The following is a 16,439-nucleotide window of genomic DNA, read 5'->3' as shown; positions in this document are numbered from 1 at the left end:
CCTCTGTGCGTTGTACGGCCACTGCGCGGCACGGCCTACTGCGCGCCGGGGCGCACCAACCCGCTCTCGTACGCGTACACCGCCGCCTGCACCCGGTCGCGCAACCCCAACTTGGTGAGCACATGGCCCACATGGGTCTTCACGGTCGTCTCGCTGACGAACAGATCGGCCGCGATCTCCGCGTTCGACAGACCCCGCGCCACCAGCTTCAACACCTCGACCTCACGGTCCGTCAACGTGTGCAGCGTGTCCGGCACCGGCTCCTCCCCCGACGGCAGATGCACCGCGTACTTGTCGAGCAGCCGACGCGTGATGCTCGGCGCGAGCATCGCCTCACCCGCGGCCACCACCCGGATCGCCTGCACCAACTCGTTCGCCGGAGCGTCCTTCAACAGGAACCCGCTGGCCCCCGCCCTGAGCGCCTCCACCACGTACTCGTCCAGATCGAACGTCGTCAGCACCAACACCTTCGCCGGGCCGTCCCGTTCCGGCCCGGTGATCTGACGCGTCGCCTCCACCCCGTCCATCCGGGGCATACGGATGTCCATCAGAACCACATCGGGCTGCAACGCCCGCACCTGGTCGAGCGCCTGCAGACCGTCACCGGCCTCCCCGACGACCGCGAGGTCCTGCTCCGCCTCCAGAATCATCCGGAACCCGGTACGCAGCAGCGGCTGGTCGTCGACCAGTAGGACGCGGATGGCCACGAAAGTCTCCTTCGCTAGTCCGGGCCCATTCTGCCCTGCGCCTTCTCGACGGTTCGCGTCGGCTCACGGGCCGGCGGACTCACGGGACGTCACCTGAAGGGGGTACGGCGGGGGAGTGCCACCGAATTCCGGACATACCGATCGGTGGTCGCACCAGCCGCACAGCTTCGTCGGACGGGGCCGCCAGTCACCGGTCTCCGTGGCCGCCCGGATCGCCTCCCACAGCGCCAGCAGCTTCCGCTCCACCCGCTCCAGATCCGCCACCACCGGGTCGTACGTCAGCACATCCCCACTGCCCAGATACACCAGTTGCAGCCGACGCGGCACCACCTGCTTCAGCCGCCACACCACCAGCGCGTAGAACTTCATCTGGAACAGCGCGCCCTCGGCGTACTCCGGTCTCGGCGCCTTCCCCGTCTTGTAGTCGACGATCCGCACCTCACCCGTGGCCGCCACATCCACCCGGTCGATGATCCCGCGCAACCGGAGCCCCGACTCCAGCTCCGTCTCCACGAACAACTCCCGCTCGGCGGGCTCGAGGCGCGTCGGATCCTCCAACGTGAACCAGCGCTCCACCAGCTGCTCGGCCTCCGCCAGCCAGCGGGCCAGCCGCTCGCCCTCCGGATCGTCCGCGAACAGCTCCAGGACCTCCGGCTTCGACTCCCGCAGCCGATCCCACTGCCCCGGCACCAACGCCTTCGCCCGCGGCGCCGTACGCTCCGCCGCCGGCGCGTCGAAAAGCCGCTCCAGCACGGCGTGCACCAGCGTGCCGCGCGTCGCCGCCTCGCTCGGCTTCTCCGGCAACCGGTCGATCACCCGGAACCGGTACAGCAGCGGACACTGCATGAAGTCACTGGCACGCGAGGGCGACAGCGAATCCGGAGGCGCGGCGGGCCGCACAAGCCCATCCACAGGCGCGGCGGCCCGCACGGCGGGACCATCGCCCTCCCGGCGCTCCCCACTCGCCTCGCCGCCCGTCCCACTCGCCTCGGTGTCCATGCCGGCGCCGCTGCCGTCGGTGCTGGTTTCCATGACCACAGACCATACGGCCCACCACTGACAGTGACCGCCACCGGTCCGTACGAGACCTCCGTACGAGACCGCCGTACGACCCCGTCCACGTGGCACGGGTGTGCCTCCTGTGACGAGAGGGAAACCTGGGGGGGTGCCGGGGCGGAACGTACAGCGGCGACCGCATAGCATCGACCACAGACCCTTCCGCCCGGCCACCGGGCGTGGAAGACGCTTCGAACGAGGGGACATCGTGGAGACGAGCGGCGGTAGCGGGCAGCCGCGGTCCGGCAGCGACGAGGCGCCCGAGCGCACCAACCGCGACGCGACCGAGAAACCGGCACAGCCGGTGTCCGCCGAGGACTCCCGGCAGCCGGAGCCCTCCGAGCAGCCGAACGACTCCCAGCCGCCCCAGACCCCGGCGAACCTCCAGAAGGCCCCGGAGGGTCCGACAGAGACCCCGACCGACGACCCGAAGGCGGCCCCCGTCGCCGACGAGCCGACGACCGCCCCGGACGCCGACGAACCGAAGGCCACTCCCACGGCGGACCAGTCGGAGACCACTCCCACGGTCACCCCGGAGAGCACGCCCACCACGGCCACGCCCGAGAGCACGCCTGCCACGGCCGAGCCGGAGCACAAGCCCACGTACCCCGAGCCGGAGGACGCGGCTGCCGCGCCGGAGCCGGGGCCCGCCATCGCCGCACACGAGCCGGAGCCGACGCCCCCCGCACACGAACCGGAGAGCACCACCACCTTCACGCACCCCCACGCCCGCTCGGGCGCCCCCAAGCCCCCCGAGCGCCCGAAGGAACCCGGTGGCGGGATCCTCATGGGCCGCCCCTTCGGCGTACCCGTGTACGTGGCGCCCAGCTGGTTCCTGGTCGCCGCCCTGATCACCTGGGTCTTCGGCGGCCAACTCGACCGCGTCCTGCCCGAACTCGGCGTCGCCCGCTACCTGGTCTCCCTCTTCTTCGCCGTCGCCTTCTACGCCTCCGTACTCGTCCACGAACTCGCCCACACCGTCGCCGCCCTGCGCTTCAAACTGCCGGTGCGCCGCATCCAGCTCCAGTTCTTCGGCGGCGTCTCCGAGATCGAGAAGGAGTCCGAGACCCCCGGCCGCGAGTTCGTCCTGGCCTTCGTCGGCCCCCTCCTCTCACTGATCCTCGCGGGCGTCTTCTACCTCGCCCTGCTGGCCGTCGAACCGGGCACCGTCCCCGGCGTCCTGCTGGCCGGCCTGATGATCTCCAACCTGATCGTCGCCGCCTTCAACCTGCTGCCCGGCCTCCCCCTCGACGGCGGCCGTATGCTCCGCGCCGTCGTCTGGAAGATCACCGGCAAACCCATGAGCGGCACCATCGCCGCCGCCTGGGTCGGCCGCGCCCTCGCCGTCACCGTCCTCATCGGGCTCCCGCTGCTCACCCAGTCCGGCGCCCTCGGCTCCGACGCCGTGGACAACGTCGGCATGGACACCGTCATGGACGCCCTGCTCGCCGCGATCCTCGCCGCGATCATCTGGACCGGCGCCGGCAACAGCCTCCGCATGGCCCGCCTGCGCGAACACCTGCCCGAACTCCAGGCCCGCGCCCTCACCCGCCGCGCCGTCCCCGTCCAGACCGACACCCCCCTCTCCGAAGCCCTCCGCCGCGCCAACGACGCCGGCGCCCGCGCCCTCGTCGTCGTCGACGCCGACGGCGAACCCCTCTCCCTCGTCCGCGAGGCCGCCATCGTCGGCGTCCCCGAACACCGCCGCCCCTGGGTGGCCGTCAGCGGCCTCGCCCAGGACCTCACCGACGGCATGCGGGTCTCCGCCGAACTCTCCGGCGAAGACCTCCTCGACGCCCTCCGCGCAACCCCCGCCACGGAGTACCTGGTGGTCGAGGAGTCGGGCGAGATCTACGGAGTCCTGTCAGCGGCGGACGTGGAGCGCGCCTTCGTCAAGGCGATGGCCAGGCCCAGCTAGCGCCCCGTAGGAGGTGCGGGGCTGTATCGATGGGCGGCTCCGCCGCGATGGGGGTCCCTCCCGCTCATGGGGGAGCAGCCGAGAACGGGGGAGCGACCAGCCCCGACGGACCTGCGATATCTCCACCAACCCCAGCCCACCGAGACCGTGGTCGGCGCTCCCTCCGGGGACCGGTAGGCTGAGTCACATGTCCGAACCGACCGGTGCCGCCCGCCGTCGCGGGCCCTTCAAGGTCGGGGACCAGGTCCAGCTCACCGACCCCAAGGGACGCCACTACACGTTCACGCTCGAAGCCGGGAAGAACTTCCACACCCACAAGGGTTCCTTCCCGCACGACGAGCTGATCGGCGCTCCCGAGGGCAGTGTTGTCCGCACCACGGGAAACGTCGCCTACCTGGCGCTGCGCCCCCTGCTCCCCGACTACGTCCTGTCCATGCCCCGCGGCGCCGCCGTGGTCTACCCCAAGGACGCGGGGCAGATCCTCGCCTTCGCCGACATCTTCCCCGGCGCCCGCGTCGTGGAGGCCGGCGTCGGCTCCGGCTCGCTCAGCAGCTTCCTGCTGCGCGCCATCGGCGACCAGGGCATGCTGCACAGCTACGAGCGTCGCGCGGACTTCGCCGAGATCGCGCAAGCGAACGTGGAGCGCTACTTCGGCGGATCCCACCCCGCCTGGCAGCTCACCGTCGGCGACCTCCAGGACAACCTGTCGGACACCGACGTGGACCGCGTCATTCTCGACATGCTCGCCCCCTGGGAATGCCTGGAGGCCGTCTCCAAGGCCCTCGTCCCCGGCGGCATCCTCTGCTGCTACGTCGCGACCACCACCCAGCTCGCCCGGACCGTCGAGTCCATCCGCGAGATCGGCTGCTTCAACGAGCCGACCGCCTGGGAGACGATGATCCGCAACTGGCACATCGAGGGCCTGGCCGTCCGCCCCGACCACCGGATGATCGGCCACACCGGCTTCCTGCTCACCGCCCGCCGCCTCGCCGACGGAGTCGAGCCGCCCATGCGCCGCCGCCGCCCCGCCAAGGGCGCCTACGGCGAGGACTACGCCGGCCCCAACGCCGACGGCGGCACCGGCCGCTGAACCACGACGGACGACGGTGGGCGGCACACGCCGCCCACCCGTCCCTCGTCACCCTCTGCTATCGGCGGCCCTCCGCGCCGCACACAACGCACCGTTGACACGGTCGAGTTCCCATCGGTGCCCGGGAACCCGCCCCCGGCGCCCTCCCGTTGACGCGCCACCAGAACGTCGCGGGAACCGCACACCCCGCCGTTCCGACCCCTCTGTGACGTGTGGCACCATGCGGGTCAATCCCAACCGGCACAGCACCCACAGGAGACGCTCCTAGTGCAGCAATCCGCGGTCCCGGAACTGGCACACGCGCACCCCCGCCCGATCCACTGGCTCGCCACGGCAACCGCCCTCGCCGGAGTCATGGCCCTGTCGTCGGCCCTCCAACCCGACGCGGCGAGAGCCGCCCAGTCCGGGCCCGAGGCCAAGCCGGCCCCCGCCGTGGTCGCGGCCCCCGACCCCGCCGACGCCGACCTCCCGCTCGACTGCGGCCCCGTCGACCTCGTCGTCAAGCAGAAGGCCTCCGGAGACCTCGACGGCGACGGCCGCCCCGAGACCGTGGCCGTCGTCCACTGCGACGCCAGCATGGGCACCCCGCCCGACACCGTGTACGTCCTCACCCGCTCCACCGACGCCGCGGCCCCCCGCGTGGTGGCCACCCTCATCGCCGAGAAGGACCGCAACACCGTCTCCGATCTCGCCGTCCGTGACGGAGCCATCACCGCCACCGTGCACGGCTACTCCTCGGCCGACGTACCCAATTGCTGCCCCGACAAGATCGACGACGCCAAGTGGCAGTGGAGGAAAGGGGCGTTCGTACGCTCGACGCCCGCAGGGACGCAAAGCGTGTGACAACCCACCCAACGGGAACTGATCACCCGGCAAACGCGGTGTGAGAAAACAGACACAAGACGGCGCGGAGTGACCGTCCGGTCACTCCGCGTCCGGGCCGTACACCTCGACCCTGTCCGAAACCCGACGTACGTGGATGCACTCGCCCGGGCACTCCTTCGCGGAGTCCACCACATCCGTGAGAACCGTCAGCGGAACGGGCGTTGTGGCCCCCGGGGCCTGCAACAACTCGTCGTCCACGCCCTTCACATAGGCCAGCCCGTCGATGTCCAACTCGAACACCTCCGGCGCGTACTGGGCACAGATCCCGTCCCCCGTGCACAGGTCCTGGTCGATCCAGACCTCGAGCGCCTCGCCCGCGACTTGGGCCTCCTGCTGCACGCTCATCTCTCCTGCCATCTCATACGTCGAGCCGGTCGGGAACCATGCGGGCTCTGACGGGTGTTGAACACTTCGACCCTACCTGGGGCCGCTTCCCAATCATGTTCGGTGGGTATTCCCCTGGCGTGAGGGAGAGCGCAAGGGTGAAGATCGGACACACCCCGACCGTCTTTGTGATCTAGGGGTTTCAATCGACACCCACCCAGGTAGGGTCTGGAAGCGTCCAGCTCCCCTTGGAGGAGGTGAGGACCGTGGCAGCCCACGACGACGACATGAACCGCGGCATCCGCCCGGGACGAGGGTCCGAGGACCCCGCCGGGCAGATCGCCTACCTTGAGCAGGAGATCGCCGTCCTGCGACGCAAGCTCGCCGACTCTCCGCGACACACGAGGATTCTCGAAGAGCGGATCGTCGAGCTGCAGACCAATCTGGCCGGCGTGTCCGCCCAGAACGAGCGACTCGCCAATACGCTCCGTGAGGCCCGAGACCAGATCGTGGCCCTCAAGGAAGAAGTCGACCGGCTCGCACAGCCACCGGCCGGCTTCGGTGTCTTCCTCACGGCGAACGAGGACGGCACGGCCGACATCTTCACCGGAGGCCGCAAGCTCCGCGTGAACGTCAGCCCGAGCGTCGACCTGGACGAGCTCCGGCGCGGCCAGGAAGTCATGCTCAACGAAGCACTCAACGTGGTCGAAGCCATGGAATTCGAGCGCGTCGGGGACATCGTCACCCTCAAGGAGATCCTTGAGGACGGCGAGCGCGCCCTGGTGCTCGGGCACACCGACGAGGAACGGGTGGTACGGCTCGCCGAGCCGCTGCTGGACGTCACCATCCGCCCCGGCGACGCCCTACTGCTCGAACCCCGTTCTGGCTACGTCTACGAGGTCGTCCCCAAGAGCGAGGTCGAAGAACTCGTCCTCGAAGAGGTCCCCGACATCGGCTACGAACAGATCGGCGGCCTCGGCAACCAGATCGAAGCCATCCGCGACGCGGTCGAGCTCCCGTACCTCTACCCCGACCTGTTCAAGGAGCACGAACTGAGGCCGCCCAAGGGCGTCCTCCTGTACGGGCCCCCTGGATGCGGTAAGACCCTGATCGCCAAGGCCGTGGCCAACTCACTGGCCAAGAAGGTCGCCGAAGTGACCGGCCAGGCCGCCGGCAAGAGCTTCTTCCTCAACATCAAGGGCCCCGAGCTCCTCAACAAGTACGTCGGCGAGACCGAGCGGCAGATCCGCCTGGTCTTCCAGCGTGCTCGTGAGAAGGCCAGCGAGGGCACACCCGTGATCGTCTTCTTCGACGAGATGGAATCCCTCTTCCGCACCCGTGGGTCGGGCGTCAGCTCGGACGTGGAGAACACCATCGTCCCGCAGCTGCTCGCCGAGATCGACGGCGTGGAAGGCCTGCAGAACGTGGTCGTCATCGGCGCCTCCAACCGCGAGGACATGATCGACCCCGCCATCCTGCGCCCCGGCCGCCTCGATGTGAAGATCAAGATCGAACGTCCGGACGCCGAAGCGGCCAAGGACATCTTCGGCAAGTACCTCACCGAGCGCCTCCCGCTCCACGCCGACGACCTCGGCGAACACGGCGGCAGCAAGGCCACCACCGTCCAGAGCATGATCCAGACGGCAGTGGAACACATGTACGCCGAATCCGAGGAGAACCGCTTCCTGGAAGTCACCTACGCCAACGGAGACAAGGAAGTCCTCTACTTCAAGGACTTCAACTCCGGCGCCATGATCGAGAACATCGTCGGTCGCGCCAAGAAAATGGCGATCAAGGACTTCCTCGAAAAGAATCAGAAGGGCCTTCGCGTCTCCCACCTCCTCCAGGCCTGCGTGGACGAGTTCAAGGAGAACGAGGACCTGCCCAACACCACCAACCCGGACGACTGGGCCCGAATCTCCGGAAAGAAGGCGAAAGGATCGTCTACATCCGTACCCTGATCACCGGAAAGCAGGGCGCCGACACCGGACGCTCCATCGACACGGTGGCGACCCCCCGGTCCCCTACCTGTAAGCGCAGGGCGGCTGCGGGTGCCCTCACCGGGTACCCGCAGCCGACTGTTTTTCAGGCCACGACCGGAACAAAGGCGAGCAAGGCAATGACGCAAATGATCTCCCCACCAGCGCAGAGGCGTTCTAGGCTCTTTCGTACCGCCGAGTCGCGCAGTGCGGGGACGGGCACCGCACACGCACCGGAGCGCCAGCGGTACTTGAGCAGCGTCCCCGACCGAGGACGCCGCCGGGCAAGGAGGGCCGCATGACCGTACGGCGAGTAATGGGCATCGAGACGGAGTACGGGATCTCCGTCCCCGGCCACCCCAATGCCAATGCCATGCTCACCTCGTCCCAGATCGTCAACGCCTACGCCGCGGCGATGCACCGGGCCCGCCGGGCCCGCTGGGACTTCGAGGAAGAGAATCCGCTGCGAGACGCGCGAGGCTTCGACCTCGCCCGCGAAGCCGCCGACGCCAGCCAGCTCACCGACGAGGACATCGGCCTCGCCAACGTGATCCTCACCAACGGCGCACGGCTCTACGTCGACCACGCACACCCCGAATACAGCGCCCCCGAAGTCACCAACCCCCGCGACGCCGTCCTCTGGGACAAGGCCGGCGAACGCATCATGGCCGAAGCCGCCGAACGCGCCGCCCAGCTCCCCGGCGCCCAACCCATCCACCTCTACAAGAACAACACCGACAACAAGGGCGCCTCCTACGGCACGCACGAGAACTACCTGATGAAGCGGGAGACCCCCTTCTCCGACATCGTGCGCCACCTCACCCCCTTCTTCGTCTCCCGCCAGGTCTTCGCCGGCGCCGGCCGCGTCGGCATCGGCCAGGACGGCCACGAACACGGCTTCCAGCTGAGCCAGCGCGCCGACTACTTCGAAGTCGAGGTAGGCCTGGAGACAACCCTCAAACGCCCCATCATCAACACCAGGGACGAACCACACGCCGACGCGGAGAAATACCGCCGCCTGCACGTGATCATCGGCGACGCGAACCTGTCCGAGATCTCGACCTACCTCAAGCTGGGCACGACAGCCCTGGTCCTGTCGATGATCGAAGACGGCTTCATCGCGGTCGACCTGGCCGTCGACCAGCCCGTCCGCACGCTCCACCAGGTCTCCCACGACCCGTCACTGCAACGCCTCGTCACCCTCCGTAGCGGACGCACCCTGACCGCCGTCCAGCTGCAGATGGAGTACTACGAGCTGTCGCGCAAGTACGTGGAGGAGCGGTTCGGAGCGGACGTCGACGAACAGACCAAGGACGTCCTGAGCAGGTGGGAGGACACGCTCAACCGGCTCGAGAACGATCCGATGAGCCTCTCGGGAGAGCTCGACTGGGTCGCCAAGCGGGAGCTCATGGAGGGCTACCGCCGCCGTGACAGCCTCGACTGGGACGCCGCCCGCCTCCACCTCGTCGACCTCCAGTACGCCGACGTACGCGCCGAGAAGGGCCTCTACAACCGTCTCGTGGCCCGCGGCAAGATGAAGCGGCTCCTGGACGAGACCGACGTCGAGCGGGCCCGTACGAAGCCGCCGGAGGACACGCGCGCGTACTTCCGCGGGCGCTGTCTGGACCAGTACGCCGACGACGTCGCCGCCGCCTCCTGGGACTCCGTGATCTTCGACCTCCCCGGCCGGGACTCGCTCCAACGCGTCCCAACCCTCGAACCGCTACGCGGAACGCGAAATCACGTCAAGGAGCTCCTTGACCGCTGCCGCACGGCAGAAGACCTGGTCAGGGTCCTTTCCGGCGGCTGAACCGGGGTTCGGACCGGATCTTTCGGGCAGGGTGGAAACAACGACGTCCGGGAATCATCGAGGTGGTCCCCGGACGTTGTGAAAACAACAGGGCCAATGTCAGACCCGGCTTGTAGGGTCTGATCATCACCGATCGGCAGGAATGCCGACCTGTCGACCATGTCGGGCAACAGAGCGGGGTGAGGGTTATGGCGACCAAGGACACCGGCGGCGGCCAGCAGAAGGCGACGCGCTCGACCGAGGAGGTCGAGGAGCAGGCGCCTGAGGCTCAGGCGAGCGAGGACGTCAAGGAACGGCACGAGAAGCTGAGCGATGACGTCGACTCCGTGCTCGACGAAATCGATGATGTGCTCGAAGAGAATGCCGAGGACTTCGTTCGGTCATTCGTTCAGAAAGGCGGCCAGTAGCCTTCGGATCGAAGGCTGCACGGGGGTTTTGGGTGGCAAGTGAAGATGGCGTTAAGCGCTGCGTACGGTGCGGGGAATACAAGCCGTACGCAGCGTTCGCCCGCAAGCGGTCGAACCTGGACGGCTTGCAGCGCCATTGCCGGGACTGTGCAACCAGCTACCACTGCCGAGCCCCGGAGCCTCCGGTGCTCGGGCCCGCAGACTATGTGCCCGAGGGACACGAGTGCTGTCGCGGGTGCGGTGAGGTGAAGCCGCACAGCGAGTGGAACCGAAAGCGTGACGGCCTCGCCAGCCGCTGCAAGGCCTGCAGAGCGGCGGTGCGGCCCGCAGAGCATCTTCGGCGTAAGGACGGTTTCACCGAAGCGGGGCGCGACGAGTTGATCACCTCCCAAGAGGGCGTCTGTTGCATCTGTCTATCGGCCCCGGCCACACATGTGGATCACTGCCCCAACACGGGTAGGGTCCGTGGCGTACTGTGCTTCAACTGCAATTCCGGCCTCGGCCTGTTGAGGGATGACCCCGCAGCGATGAACCGAGCTGCCGACTACCTGGAAGGAAACGCGTGGAAGCCAACACTCGTAGCACCGGGCGTCTACCAGCTGCCTTCCTGACGCCTGGGTCGTCGTCCTTCATGGACTTTCTGTCGGAGCACCAGCCGGAGCTGTTGCCCGGGAAAAGGCAGCTCCCGCCGACTCAGGGCGTGATCGAGGCCCCGCACGGCACGACGATCGTGGCTGTGACGTTCCCCGGCGGTGTCGTGCTGGCCGGTGACCGGCGGGCCACGATGGGGAACATGATCGCGCAGCGGGACATCGAGAAGGTGTTCCCGGCGGACGAGTACTCGGCGGTGGGCATCGCCGGTACGGCTGGTCTGGCCGTGGAGATGGTGAAGCTGTTCCAGTTGGAGCTGGAGCACTTCGAGAAGGTGGAGGGTGCTCAGCTCTCCCTGGAGGGCAAGGCGAACCGGCTCTCCACGATGATCCGTTCCAACCTGGGCATGGCGATGCAGGGCCTGGCCGTGGTCCCGCTGTTCGCCGGCTACGACGTGGACCGTGAGAAGGGCCGCATCTTCTCCTACGACGTGACGGGCGGGCGTTCCGAGGAGCAGGGCTACGCGGCCACCGGCTCCGGTTCGATCTTCGCGCGCGGCGCCATGAAGAAGCTCTTCCGTGAGGATCTGACCGAGGACCAGGCCACGACGCTCGTGGTCCAGGCTCTGTACGACGCGGCAGACGACGACTCGGCGACCGGTGGTCCCGATGTCGCCCGCCGGATCTACCCGATCGTCACCGTGATCACCGAGGACGGCTTCCGTCGGCTCAACGACGAGGAGTCCTCCGAGATCGCCCGCTCGATCCTGGAGCGGCGTCTGGAGCAGCCCGACGGCCCGCGTGCCGCGTTGCTCTAGCCGATCCAGTCGACGGCCCTCTTATCAAGGTGATCCAGTGACTTCGACAGAAAGGGACGGATAACCGGTGTCGACGCCGTTCTATGTCTCACCCCAGCAGGCGATGGCCGACCGGGCGGAGTACGCCCGCAAGGGCATCGCCCGAGGCCGCAGCCTGGTCGTGCTGCAGTATGCCGACGGCATTGTCTTCGTCGGCGAGAACCCGTCCCGTGCGCTGCACAAGTTCAGCGAGATCTATGACCGGATCGGTTTCGCCGCCGCCGGTAAGTACAACGAGTACGAGAATCTGCGGATCGGTGGCGTCCGTTACGCCGATCTCCGTGGCTACACCTACGACCGTGACGACGTGACGGCCCGTGGTCTGGCCAATGTCTACGCCCAGACGCTGGGCACGATCTTCTCTTCCGCGGCGGAGAAGCCGTACGAGGTGGAGCTGGTGGTCGCCGAGGTGGGGGAGACCCCGGAGGGCGACCAGATCTACCGTCTGCCGCACGACGGTTCGATCGTGGACGAGCACGGTTCGGTGGCGGTCGGTGGCAACGCCGAGCAGATCAGCAGCTACCTGGATCAGCGCCACCAGGACGGCATGTCTCTGGCGGAGGCCCTGAAGCTCGCGGTCCAGGCCCTGTCCCGTGACACCAACGGCACCCAGCGGGAGATCCCCGCCGAGCGCCTGGAAGTGGCCGTCCTCGACCGCACTCGCCCCCAGCAGCGCAAGTTCAAGCGCATCGTCGGCCGCCAGCTCGCCCGCCTGCTGGAGAACGACGGCGCCACCACGGAGGCCGAAAGCTCCGAGGAGGAGTAGGACCACAGCCGAGCCCCGAGAGCCCGTAGTGCGCCCCGGCCGGGCAATGGCCGGGGCGCGCGGCGTTTGCGCCCCGTGAGGGGCGCGGCGCTGTGACAGGTGCGGCTCCGCCGCGAGGGGGGTACCTCCCGCTCAAGCGAAGCCGAGAGGGGGGAGCGACCAGCCACTTGCGGCCGGGCACGGTCGAGACCACAGTGACCCCCGTGGCGCTCAGTGTGCGCAAACGCTTGGGGGCGCCGTGGATCCCCGAACCACCAGCTCCACGGGAATATCCCCCTGCGCCGGCGTGCGCCCCTCCAGAACGGCCAGCAGGGCCTCCATCCCCCGTTCCCCGAACAGCTCGGCGTCCAGTCGTACGGTCGTCAGTTCGGGGTCGAGCGCCGTGGCGAGGGCGAGGTCGTCGAGTCCGGTGATCGAGACGTCCTCCGGCACCCGTAGGCCCAGCCGCCGCGCGGCCTTGTAGGCCCCGGCCGCCAGCTTGTCGTCGTCGCACACCAACGCGGTCGGCCGGCCCCCGGGCCCGGCACCGGCGCCGCTCAGCGCAGCCTCGGCGGCGACGCGTGCCCCCTCGATGGAGATCGGCGCGGAGGTCGTGGTGACCGACGCGCCGGGCAGGGCCTCCACGCGAGCCGCCAACTCCCGCGCCCGTATCTCGAAGGTCCAGGAGGGCACATCCGCGGCCAGGTGCAGAAAGCGCCGGTGCCCCAGGTCCAGCAGGTGCTCGGCGACCTGTCGTACGCCGTCCCGGATGTCGAGGTTGACGGTGGCGGCGCCCAGGCTGCCTTCGGGGTCGCTGTCCAGCATGACCAGCGGCAACTGGTCGCCCCGGATCGCGGTGAGCGCGTCGGCGGCCATGGAGGAGGCGATCACGCCGTCCAGCGCGGCCTGCGCGGAGGCGAAGGGGTCGCGGGCCGGGCCGACGCCTTCCGGGGAGGGGTACAGCACGACGCCGAAGCCGTGTCGGGCGGCGACCCGTGCCGCGCCCGTGTAGACGCCGCCGAAGAACTCCGTGGTCAGGGCCGGGACGACGAGCAGTACGGTCCGGGTGTGGCCGAGGCGCAGGTTGCGGGCGGCGAGGTTGGGCCGGTAGCCCAGGTCGCGCGCGGCTTCCCGTACGCGCTCGGCCGTGGTCTCCGACACCCGGCCGCGCCATTTGTCGCCGAGGACCAGGGAGACCGCGGCCTGTGACACCCCGGCGGCCTGGGCGACGTCACGGCTCGTGGGCCGCGTACTACCTCGTGCCACCGTCGCCGTGCTCCTTCGTCTGGCTGCGTCTGGACTCCCGGACAGCGCTCATGGTACGTATGAAGAACGACGTTATACGTAACACTTCACTTGTGGACACTCGCTCGTCGAGAGCCGTCGGAGGGGCAGGGCATGGCCGCCGGATACCTGGAGATCCTCAGGGCGCGGCATGCCGCGCGTCTGCTCGCGGGCACGTTGGTGGGGCGGTTGCCGAACGCGACGGCCGCGATCGCGATCGTGCTGTTCGTGCGCGCGGAGGGCGGCACGTACGGCCTCGCGGGGGCGCTGGCGGCCGTGTACGGAGTCGGGAACGCGGTGGGGCAGCCGCTGCTGGGGCGGCTCGTGGACCTCCATGGACAGCCGCGTGTGCAGTTGCCCGCGGCGCTGGTCTCCGCCCTCGGTATGACCGTCTTCGCCCTGGTGGGCCTGGATGCGCTGCCTCTGGCGTATGTCTGCGTGGTCGTCGCCGGTCTCTTCACGCCTCCCCTGGAGGGCGGTCTGCGGGCCCTGTGGTCCTCCGTCCTCCGTGGGGAGGAGCAGGTGCACACGGCGTATGCGATGGACGCGGTGGCGCAGGAGGTCATGTTCACCGTGGGGCCGCTGCTGGTGACCCTGTGCGTGTCGTTGTGGTCCGCGTCGGCCGCGCTCGTGGTGTTGAACGTCATCGGGGTGCTGGGTGCGCTCTGGGTGGTCGTTTCGCCGCCCTCGCGCGCGTGGCGTTCCGCCCCGCGTGAGGCGCACTGGCTGGGGGCGTTGCGTTCGCCGGGGATGCTGGCGCTTCTCGGTGCGTTCCTCTTCGTCGGTATCGCGCTCGGCTCCATCACGGTCGCGGCCGTCTCGTACGCGGACGGCAATGGTGGGGACGTCGTCTACGGCTGGTTGATGGCGGGCGTGGGGCTCGGTGCGCTCGTCGGTGGTACGGCGTACGGGGCGCGGCGGTGGGAGGGTGCGCCGGAGCGGCGGCTTCAGGTGCTGGTGGCGCTGCTGGCGGTCTGTTACGTGCCGCTGACGTCGACGCCGGGTCCGGTCGGTATGACGGGGCTGACGACGCTCGCGGGTGTGTTCCTGGCGCCGGCCATCGCGTGTGCGTTCGTTCTTGTGGACCGGCATGCGCCGCGTGGCACGGTCACCGAGGCGTTCTCGTGGATCGTGACGACGTTCACCGTCGGTCAGTCGCTCGGCGCGGCCGTGGCGGGCCCCGTCGTGGAGTGGGGTGGGACCGTGTGGGGCTTTGTGGTGCCGGGTGCCGCGGGGGCCGTGTCGTTGCTGGTTCTGCTGGCCACGGGGCGGGTTCTGGCTGTTCCTTCCGGGGGTGCGGTGGTGGCGGTCTCATCGGAAAATGATCCGAACCGTGCTGTCGAACCTCGTTTCAGCTCGGTGGATCGGGCGTAATGTTCAGTCATGGACCGCCGCATTTTCGGGCTGGAGAACGAGTACGGCGTCACGTGCACGTTCAGGGGACAGCGCCGTCTGTCTCCTGACGAGGTGGCGCGGTACCTCTTCCGCCGTGTCGTGTCATGGGGCCGCAGCAGCAATGTGTTTCTGCGGAACGGGGCCCGCCTCTATCTCGACGTGGGCTCACATCCGGAATACGCGACACCCGAATGTGACAACGTGATCGAACTGGTCACCCACGACAAGGCCGGCGAGCGGATTCTCGAGGGACTGCTGGTCGATGCCGAACGCCGCCTGCACGAGGAGGGAATCGCGGGCGACGTCTACCTCTTCAAGAACAACACGGACTCCGCGGGCAACTCGTACGGTTGCCATGAGAACTATCTGGTGGCCCGGCACGGGGAGTTCTCCCGGCTGGCGGACATCCTCATTCCGTTCCTCGTCACGCGTCAGCTGCTGTGCGGTGCGGGCAAGGTGCTGCAGACGCCGCGTGGTGCCGTGTACTGCGTGAGTCAGCGGGCGGAGCACATCTGGGAGGGTGTCAGCTCGGCGACGACGCGTTCCCGGCCGATCATCAACACCCGTGACGAACCACACGCGGACGCCGAGCGGTACCGCCGGCTGCATGTCATCGTGGGCGATTCGAACATGTCCGAGACGACGATGCTGCTGAAGGTCGGTGCCACCGATCTGGTGCTGCGCATGATCGAGGCGGGCACGGTGATGCGGGACCTCACGTTGGAGAACCCGATCCGGGCGATCCGCGAGGTCAGCCATGACATCACGGGTCGCCGCAAGGTGCGGCTGGCGAGTGGCCGTGAGGCCTCGGCGCTCGAGGTGCAGCGCGAGTACTACGAGAAGGCCGTGGACTTCTGCGAGCGGCGCGGCATTCGTACGGGGACGGTGGAGCAGGTCCTGGAGCTGTGGGGCCGCACGCTGGACGCGATCGAGGCGGAGGACCTCGACCGGATCGGTACCGAGATCGACTGGGTGATGAAGTACAAGCTCATCGAGCGGTACCGGGCGAAGCACAACATGACGATGTCGCATCCGCGGGTCGCGCAGATAGACCTCGCGTATCACGACATCCACCGTCGTCGTGGTCTGTACTACCTGTTGGAGAAGAAGGGGCAAGCGGCCCGTATCTGCAATGACTTGAAGATCTTCGAGGGCAAGTCGGTTCCGCCGCAGACCACTCGGGCGCGGCTGCGCGGTGACTTCATCCGGCGTGCGCAGGAACAGCGTCGTGACTTCACGGTCGACTGGGTGCATCTGAAGCTCAACGACCAGGCGCAACGCACGGTGTTGTGCAAGGACCCGTTCCGTTCCGTGGACGACCGCGTGGAGAAGTTGATCGCGGGAATGTAGAGGCGAGGAGTTCCGGGACTTGATTCCGGAACGCAACGCGGG

General features: G+C 68.5%; 14 protein-coding genes and 1 pseudogene. 11 read left to right on the top strand and 4 right to left on the bottom strand.

What is annotated here, in order from left to right:
* Positions 1-35: 35 nt before the first annotated feature.
* Together STRIP9103_RS03625 and STRIP9103_RS03620 are read right to left on the bottom strand one after the other, a co-directional pair.
* Positions 36-707 (bottom strand): response regulator, encoded by a 672-nt coding sequence (locus STRIP9103_RS03625; protein WP_009297747.1) that lies wholly within the window; start codon positions 705-707, stop codon positions 36-38.
* A gap of 63 nt (positions 708-770) precedes the next feature.
* Positions 771-1,739, bottom strand: coding sequence for a RecB family exonuclease (locus STRIP9103_RS03620; RefSeq protein ID WP_048819627.1), 969 nt, complete (start codon positions 1,737-1,739; stop codon positions 771-773).
* Positions 1,740-1,971: 232 nt separating this feature from the next.
* Here STRIP9103_RS03620 and STRIP9103_RS03615 point away from each other — a divergent pair, with 232 nt between their 5' ends.
* The 3 genes from STRIP9103_RS03615 to STRIP9103_RS03605 all read left to right on the top strand — a co-directional run bounded on the left by STRIP9103_RS03615 (position 1,972) and on the right by STRIP9103_RS03605 (position 5,614).
* Positions 1,972-3,681 (top strand): site-2 protease family protein, encoded by a 1,710-nt coding sequence (locus STRIP9103_RS03615; RefSeq protein WP_009297758.1) that lies wholly within the window; start codon positions 1,972-1,974, stop codon positions 3,679-3,681.
* 187 nt (positions 3,682-3,868) lie between these two features.
* Positions 3,869-4,771, top strand: coding sequence for a tRNA (adenine-N1)-methyltransferase (locus STRIP9103_RS03610; RefSeq protein WP_009297759.1), 903 nt, complete (start codon positions 3,869-3,871; stop codon positions 4,769-4,771).
* A gap of 267 nt (positions 4,772-5,038) precedes the next feature.
* Positions 5,039-5,614, top strand: coding sequence for a hypothetical protein (locus STRIP9103_RS03605; protein ID WP_009297741.1), 576 nt, complete (start codon positions 5,039-5,041; stop codon positions 5,612-5,614).
* An 81-nt stretch (positions 5,615-5,695) separates the two neighbouring features.
* On the opposite strand, the gene STRIP9103_RS03600 is transcribed toward STRIP9103_RS03605, so the two are convergent.
* Positions 5,696-6,001 carry a ferredoxin gene (locus STRIP9103_RS03600; RefSeq protein WP_009297755.1) on the bottom strand — a complete coding sequence of 102 codons (306 nt, stop codon included), beginning with the start codon at positions 5,999-6,001 and terminating at the stop codon, positions 5,696-5,698.
* Between the two features lie 245 nt (positions 6,002-6,246).
* On the opposite strand from STRIP9103_RS03600, the pseudogene arc reads away from it, so the two are divergent.
* The 6 genes and pseudogenes from arc to prcA all read left to right on the top strand — a co-directional run.
* Positions 6,247-7,991: pseudogene (gene arc / locus STRIP9103_RS03595) on the top strand (proteasome ATPase); the annotation flags it as partial.
* Positions 7,992-8,257: 266 nt separating this feature from the next.
* Positions 8,258-9,769 (top strand): depupylase/deamidase Dop, encoded by a 1,512-nt coding sequence (dop, locus tag STRIP9103_RS03590; protein ID WP_009297749.1) that lies wholly within the window; start codon positions 8,258-8,260, stop codon positions 9,767-9,769.
* A 188-nt stretch (positions 9,770-9,957) separates the two neighbouring features.
* On the top strand, positions 9,958-10,176 hold the full coding sequence (locus tag STRIP9103_RS03585) for a ubiquitin-like protein Pup (RefSeq protein ID WP_009297739.1): 219 nt from the start codon (positions 9,958-9,960) through the stop codon (positions 10,174-10,176).
* Positions 10,177-10,208: 32 nt separating this feature from the next.
* Positions 10,209-10,787 (top strand): endonuclease VII domain-containing protein, encoded by a 579-nt coding sequence (locus STRIP9103_RS45880; protein WP_078613781.1) that lies wholly within the window; start codon positions 10,209-10,211, stop codon positions 10,785-10,787.
* Positions 10,739-11,584 (top strand): proteasome subunit beta, encoded by an 846-nt coding sequence (prcB, locus tag STRIP9103_RS03580; protein ID WP_048819625.1) that lies wholly within the window; start codon positions 10,739-10,741, stop codon positions 11,582-11,584. The genes STRIP9103_RS45880 and prcB overlap by 49 nt, the downstream gene beginning before the upstream one ends.
* A gap of 67 nt (positions 11,585-11,651) precedes the next feature.
* Complete coding sequence (gene prcA, locus STRIP9103_RS03575) at positions 11,652-12,389, top strand: proteasome subunit alpha (RefSeq protein ID WP_009297743.1); 738 nt, start codon at positions 11,652-11,654, stop codon at positions 12,387-12,389.
* Between the two features lie 210 nt (positions 12,390-12,599).
* On the opposite strand, the gene STRIP9103_RS03570 is transcribed toward prcA, so the two are convergent.
* Complete coding sequence (locus tag STRIP9103_RS03570) at positions 12,600-13,634, bottom strand: LacI family DNA-binding transcriptional regulator (RefSeq protein ID WP_009297745.1); 1,035 nt, start codon at positions 13,632-13,634, stop codon at positions 12,600-12,602.
* Between the two features lie 132 nt (positions 13,635-13,766).
* Here STRIP9103_RS03570 and STRIP9103_RS03565 point away from each other — a divergent pair, with 132 nt between their 5' ends.
* Together STRIP9103_RS03565 and pafA are read left to right on the top strand one after the other, a co-directional pair.
* Positions 13,767-15,026: an MFS transporter gene (locus STRIP9103_RS03565; RefSeq protein ID WP_009297751.1), complete on the top strand. Its 1,260-nt coding sequence runs from the start codon at positions 13,767-13,769 to the stop codon at positions 15,024-15,026.
* A gap of 9 nt (positions 15,027-15,035) precedes the next feature.
* Positions 15,036-16,397 (top strand): Pup--protein ligase, encoded by a 1,362-nt coding sequence (gene pafA, locus STRIP9103_RS03560; RefSeq protein ID WP_009297738.1) that lies wholly within the window; start codon positions 15,036-15,038, stop codon positions 16,395-16,397.
* The last annotated feature ends 42 nt before the right edge of the window (positions 16,398-16,439 follow it).

Origin of the sequence: Streptomyces ipomoeae 91-03 (assembly GCF_000317595.1) — a bacterium.
GTDB lineage: Bacteria > Actinomycetota > Actinomycetes > Streptomycetales > Streptomycetaceae > Streptomyces > Streptomyces ipomoeae.
Note: the sequence above shows the minus strand (reverse complement) of the source record. Positions and strands in the feature narration are given on the sequence as shown.

Excerpts from the sequence above, each read along its gene's own strand:
- pafA (WP_009297738.1), top strand. The coding sequence starts at position 15,036 with ATGGACCGCCGCATTTTCGGGCTGGAGAACGAGTACGGCGTCACGTGC.
- STRIP9103_RS03600 (WP_009297755.1), bottom strand. The coding sequence starts at position 6,001 with ATGAGCGTGCAGCAGGAGGCCCAAGTCGCGGGCGAGGCGCTCGAGGTC.
- STRIP9103_RS03620 (WP_048819627.1), bottom strand. The coding sequence starts at position 1,739 with ATGGAAACCAGCACCGACGGCAGCGGCGCCGGCATGGACACCGAGGCG.
- dop (WP_009297749.1), top strand. The coding sequence starts at position 8,258 with ATGACCGTACGGCGAGTAATGGGCATCGAGACGGAGTACGGGATCTCC.
- STRIP9103_RS03610 (WP_009297759.1), top strand. The coding sequence starts at position 3,869 with ATGTCCGAACCGACCGGTGCCGCCCGCCGTCGCGGGCCCTTCAAGGTC.
- STRIP9103_RS03565 (WP_009297751.1), top strand. The coding sequence starts at position 13,767 with ATGGCCGCCGGATACCTGGAGATCCTCAGGGCGCGGCATGCCGCGCGT.
- STRIP9103_RS03585 (WP_009297739.1), top strand. The coding sequence starts at position 9,958 with ATGGCGACCAAGGACACCGGCGGCGGCCAGCAGAAGGCGACGCGCTCG.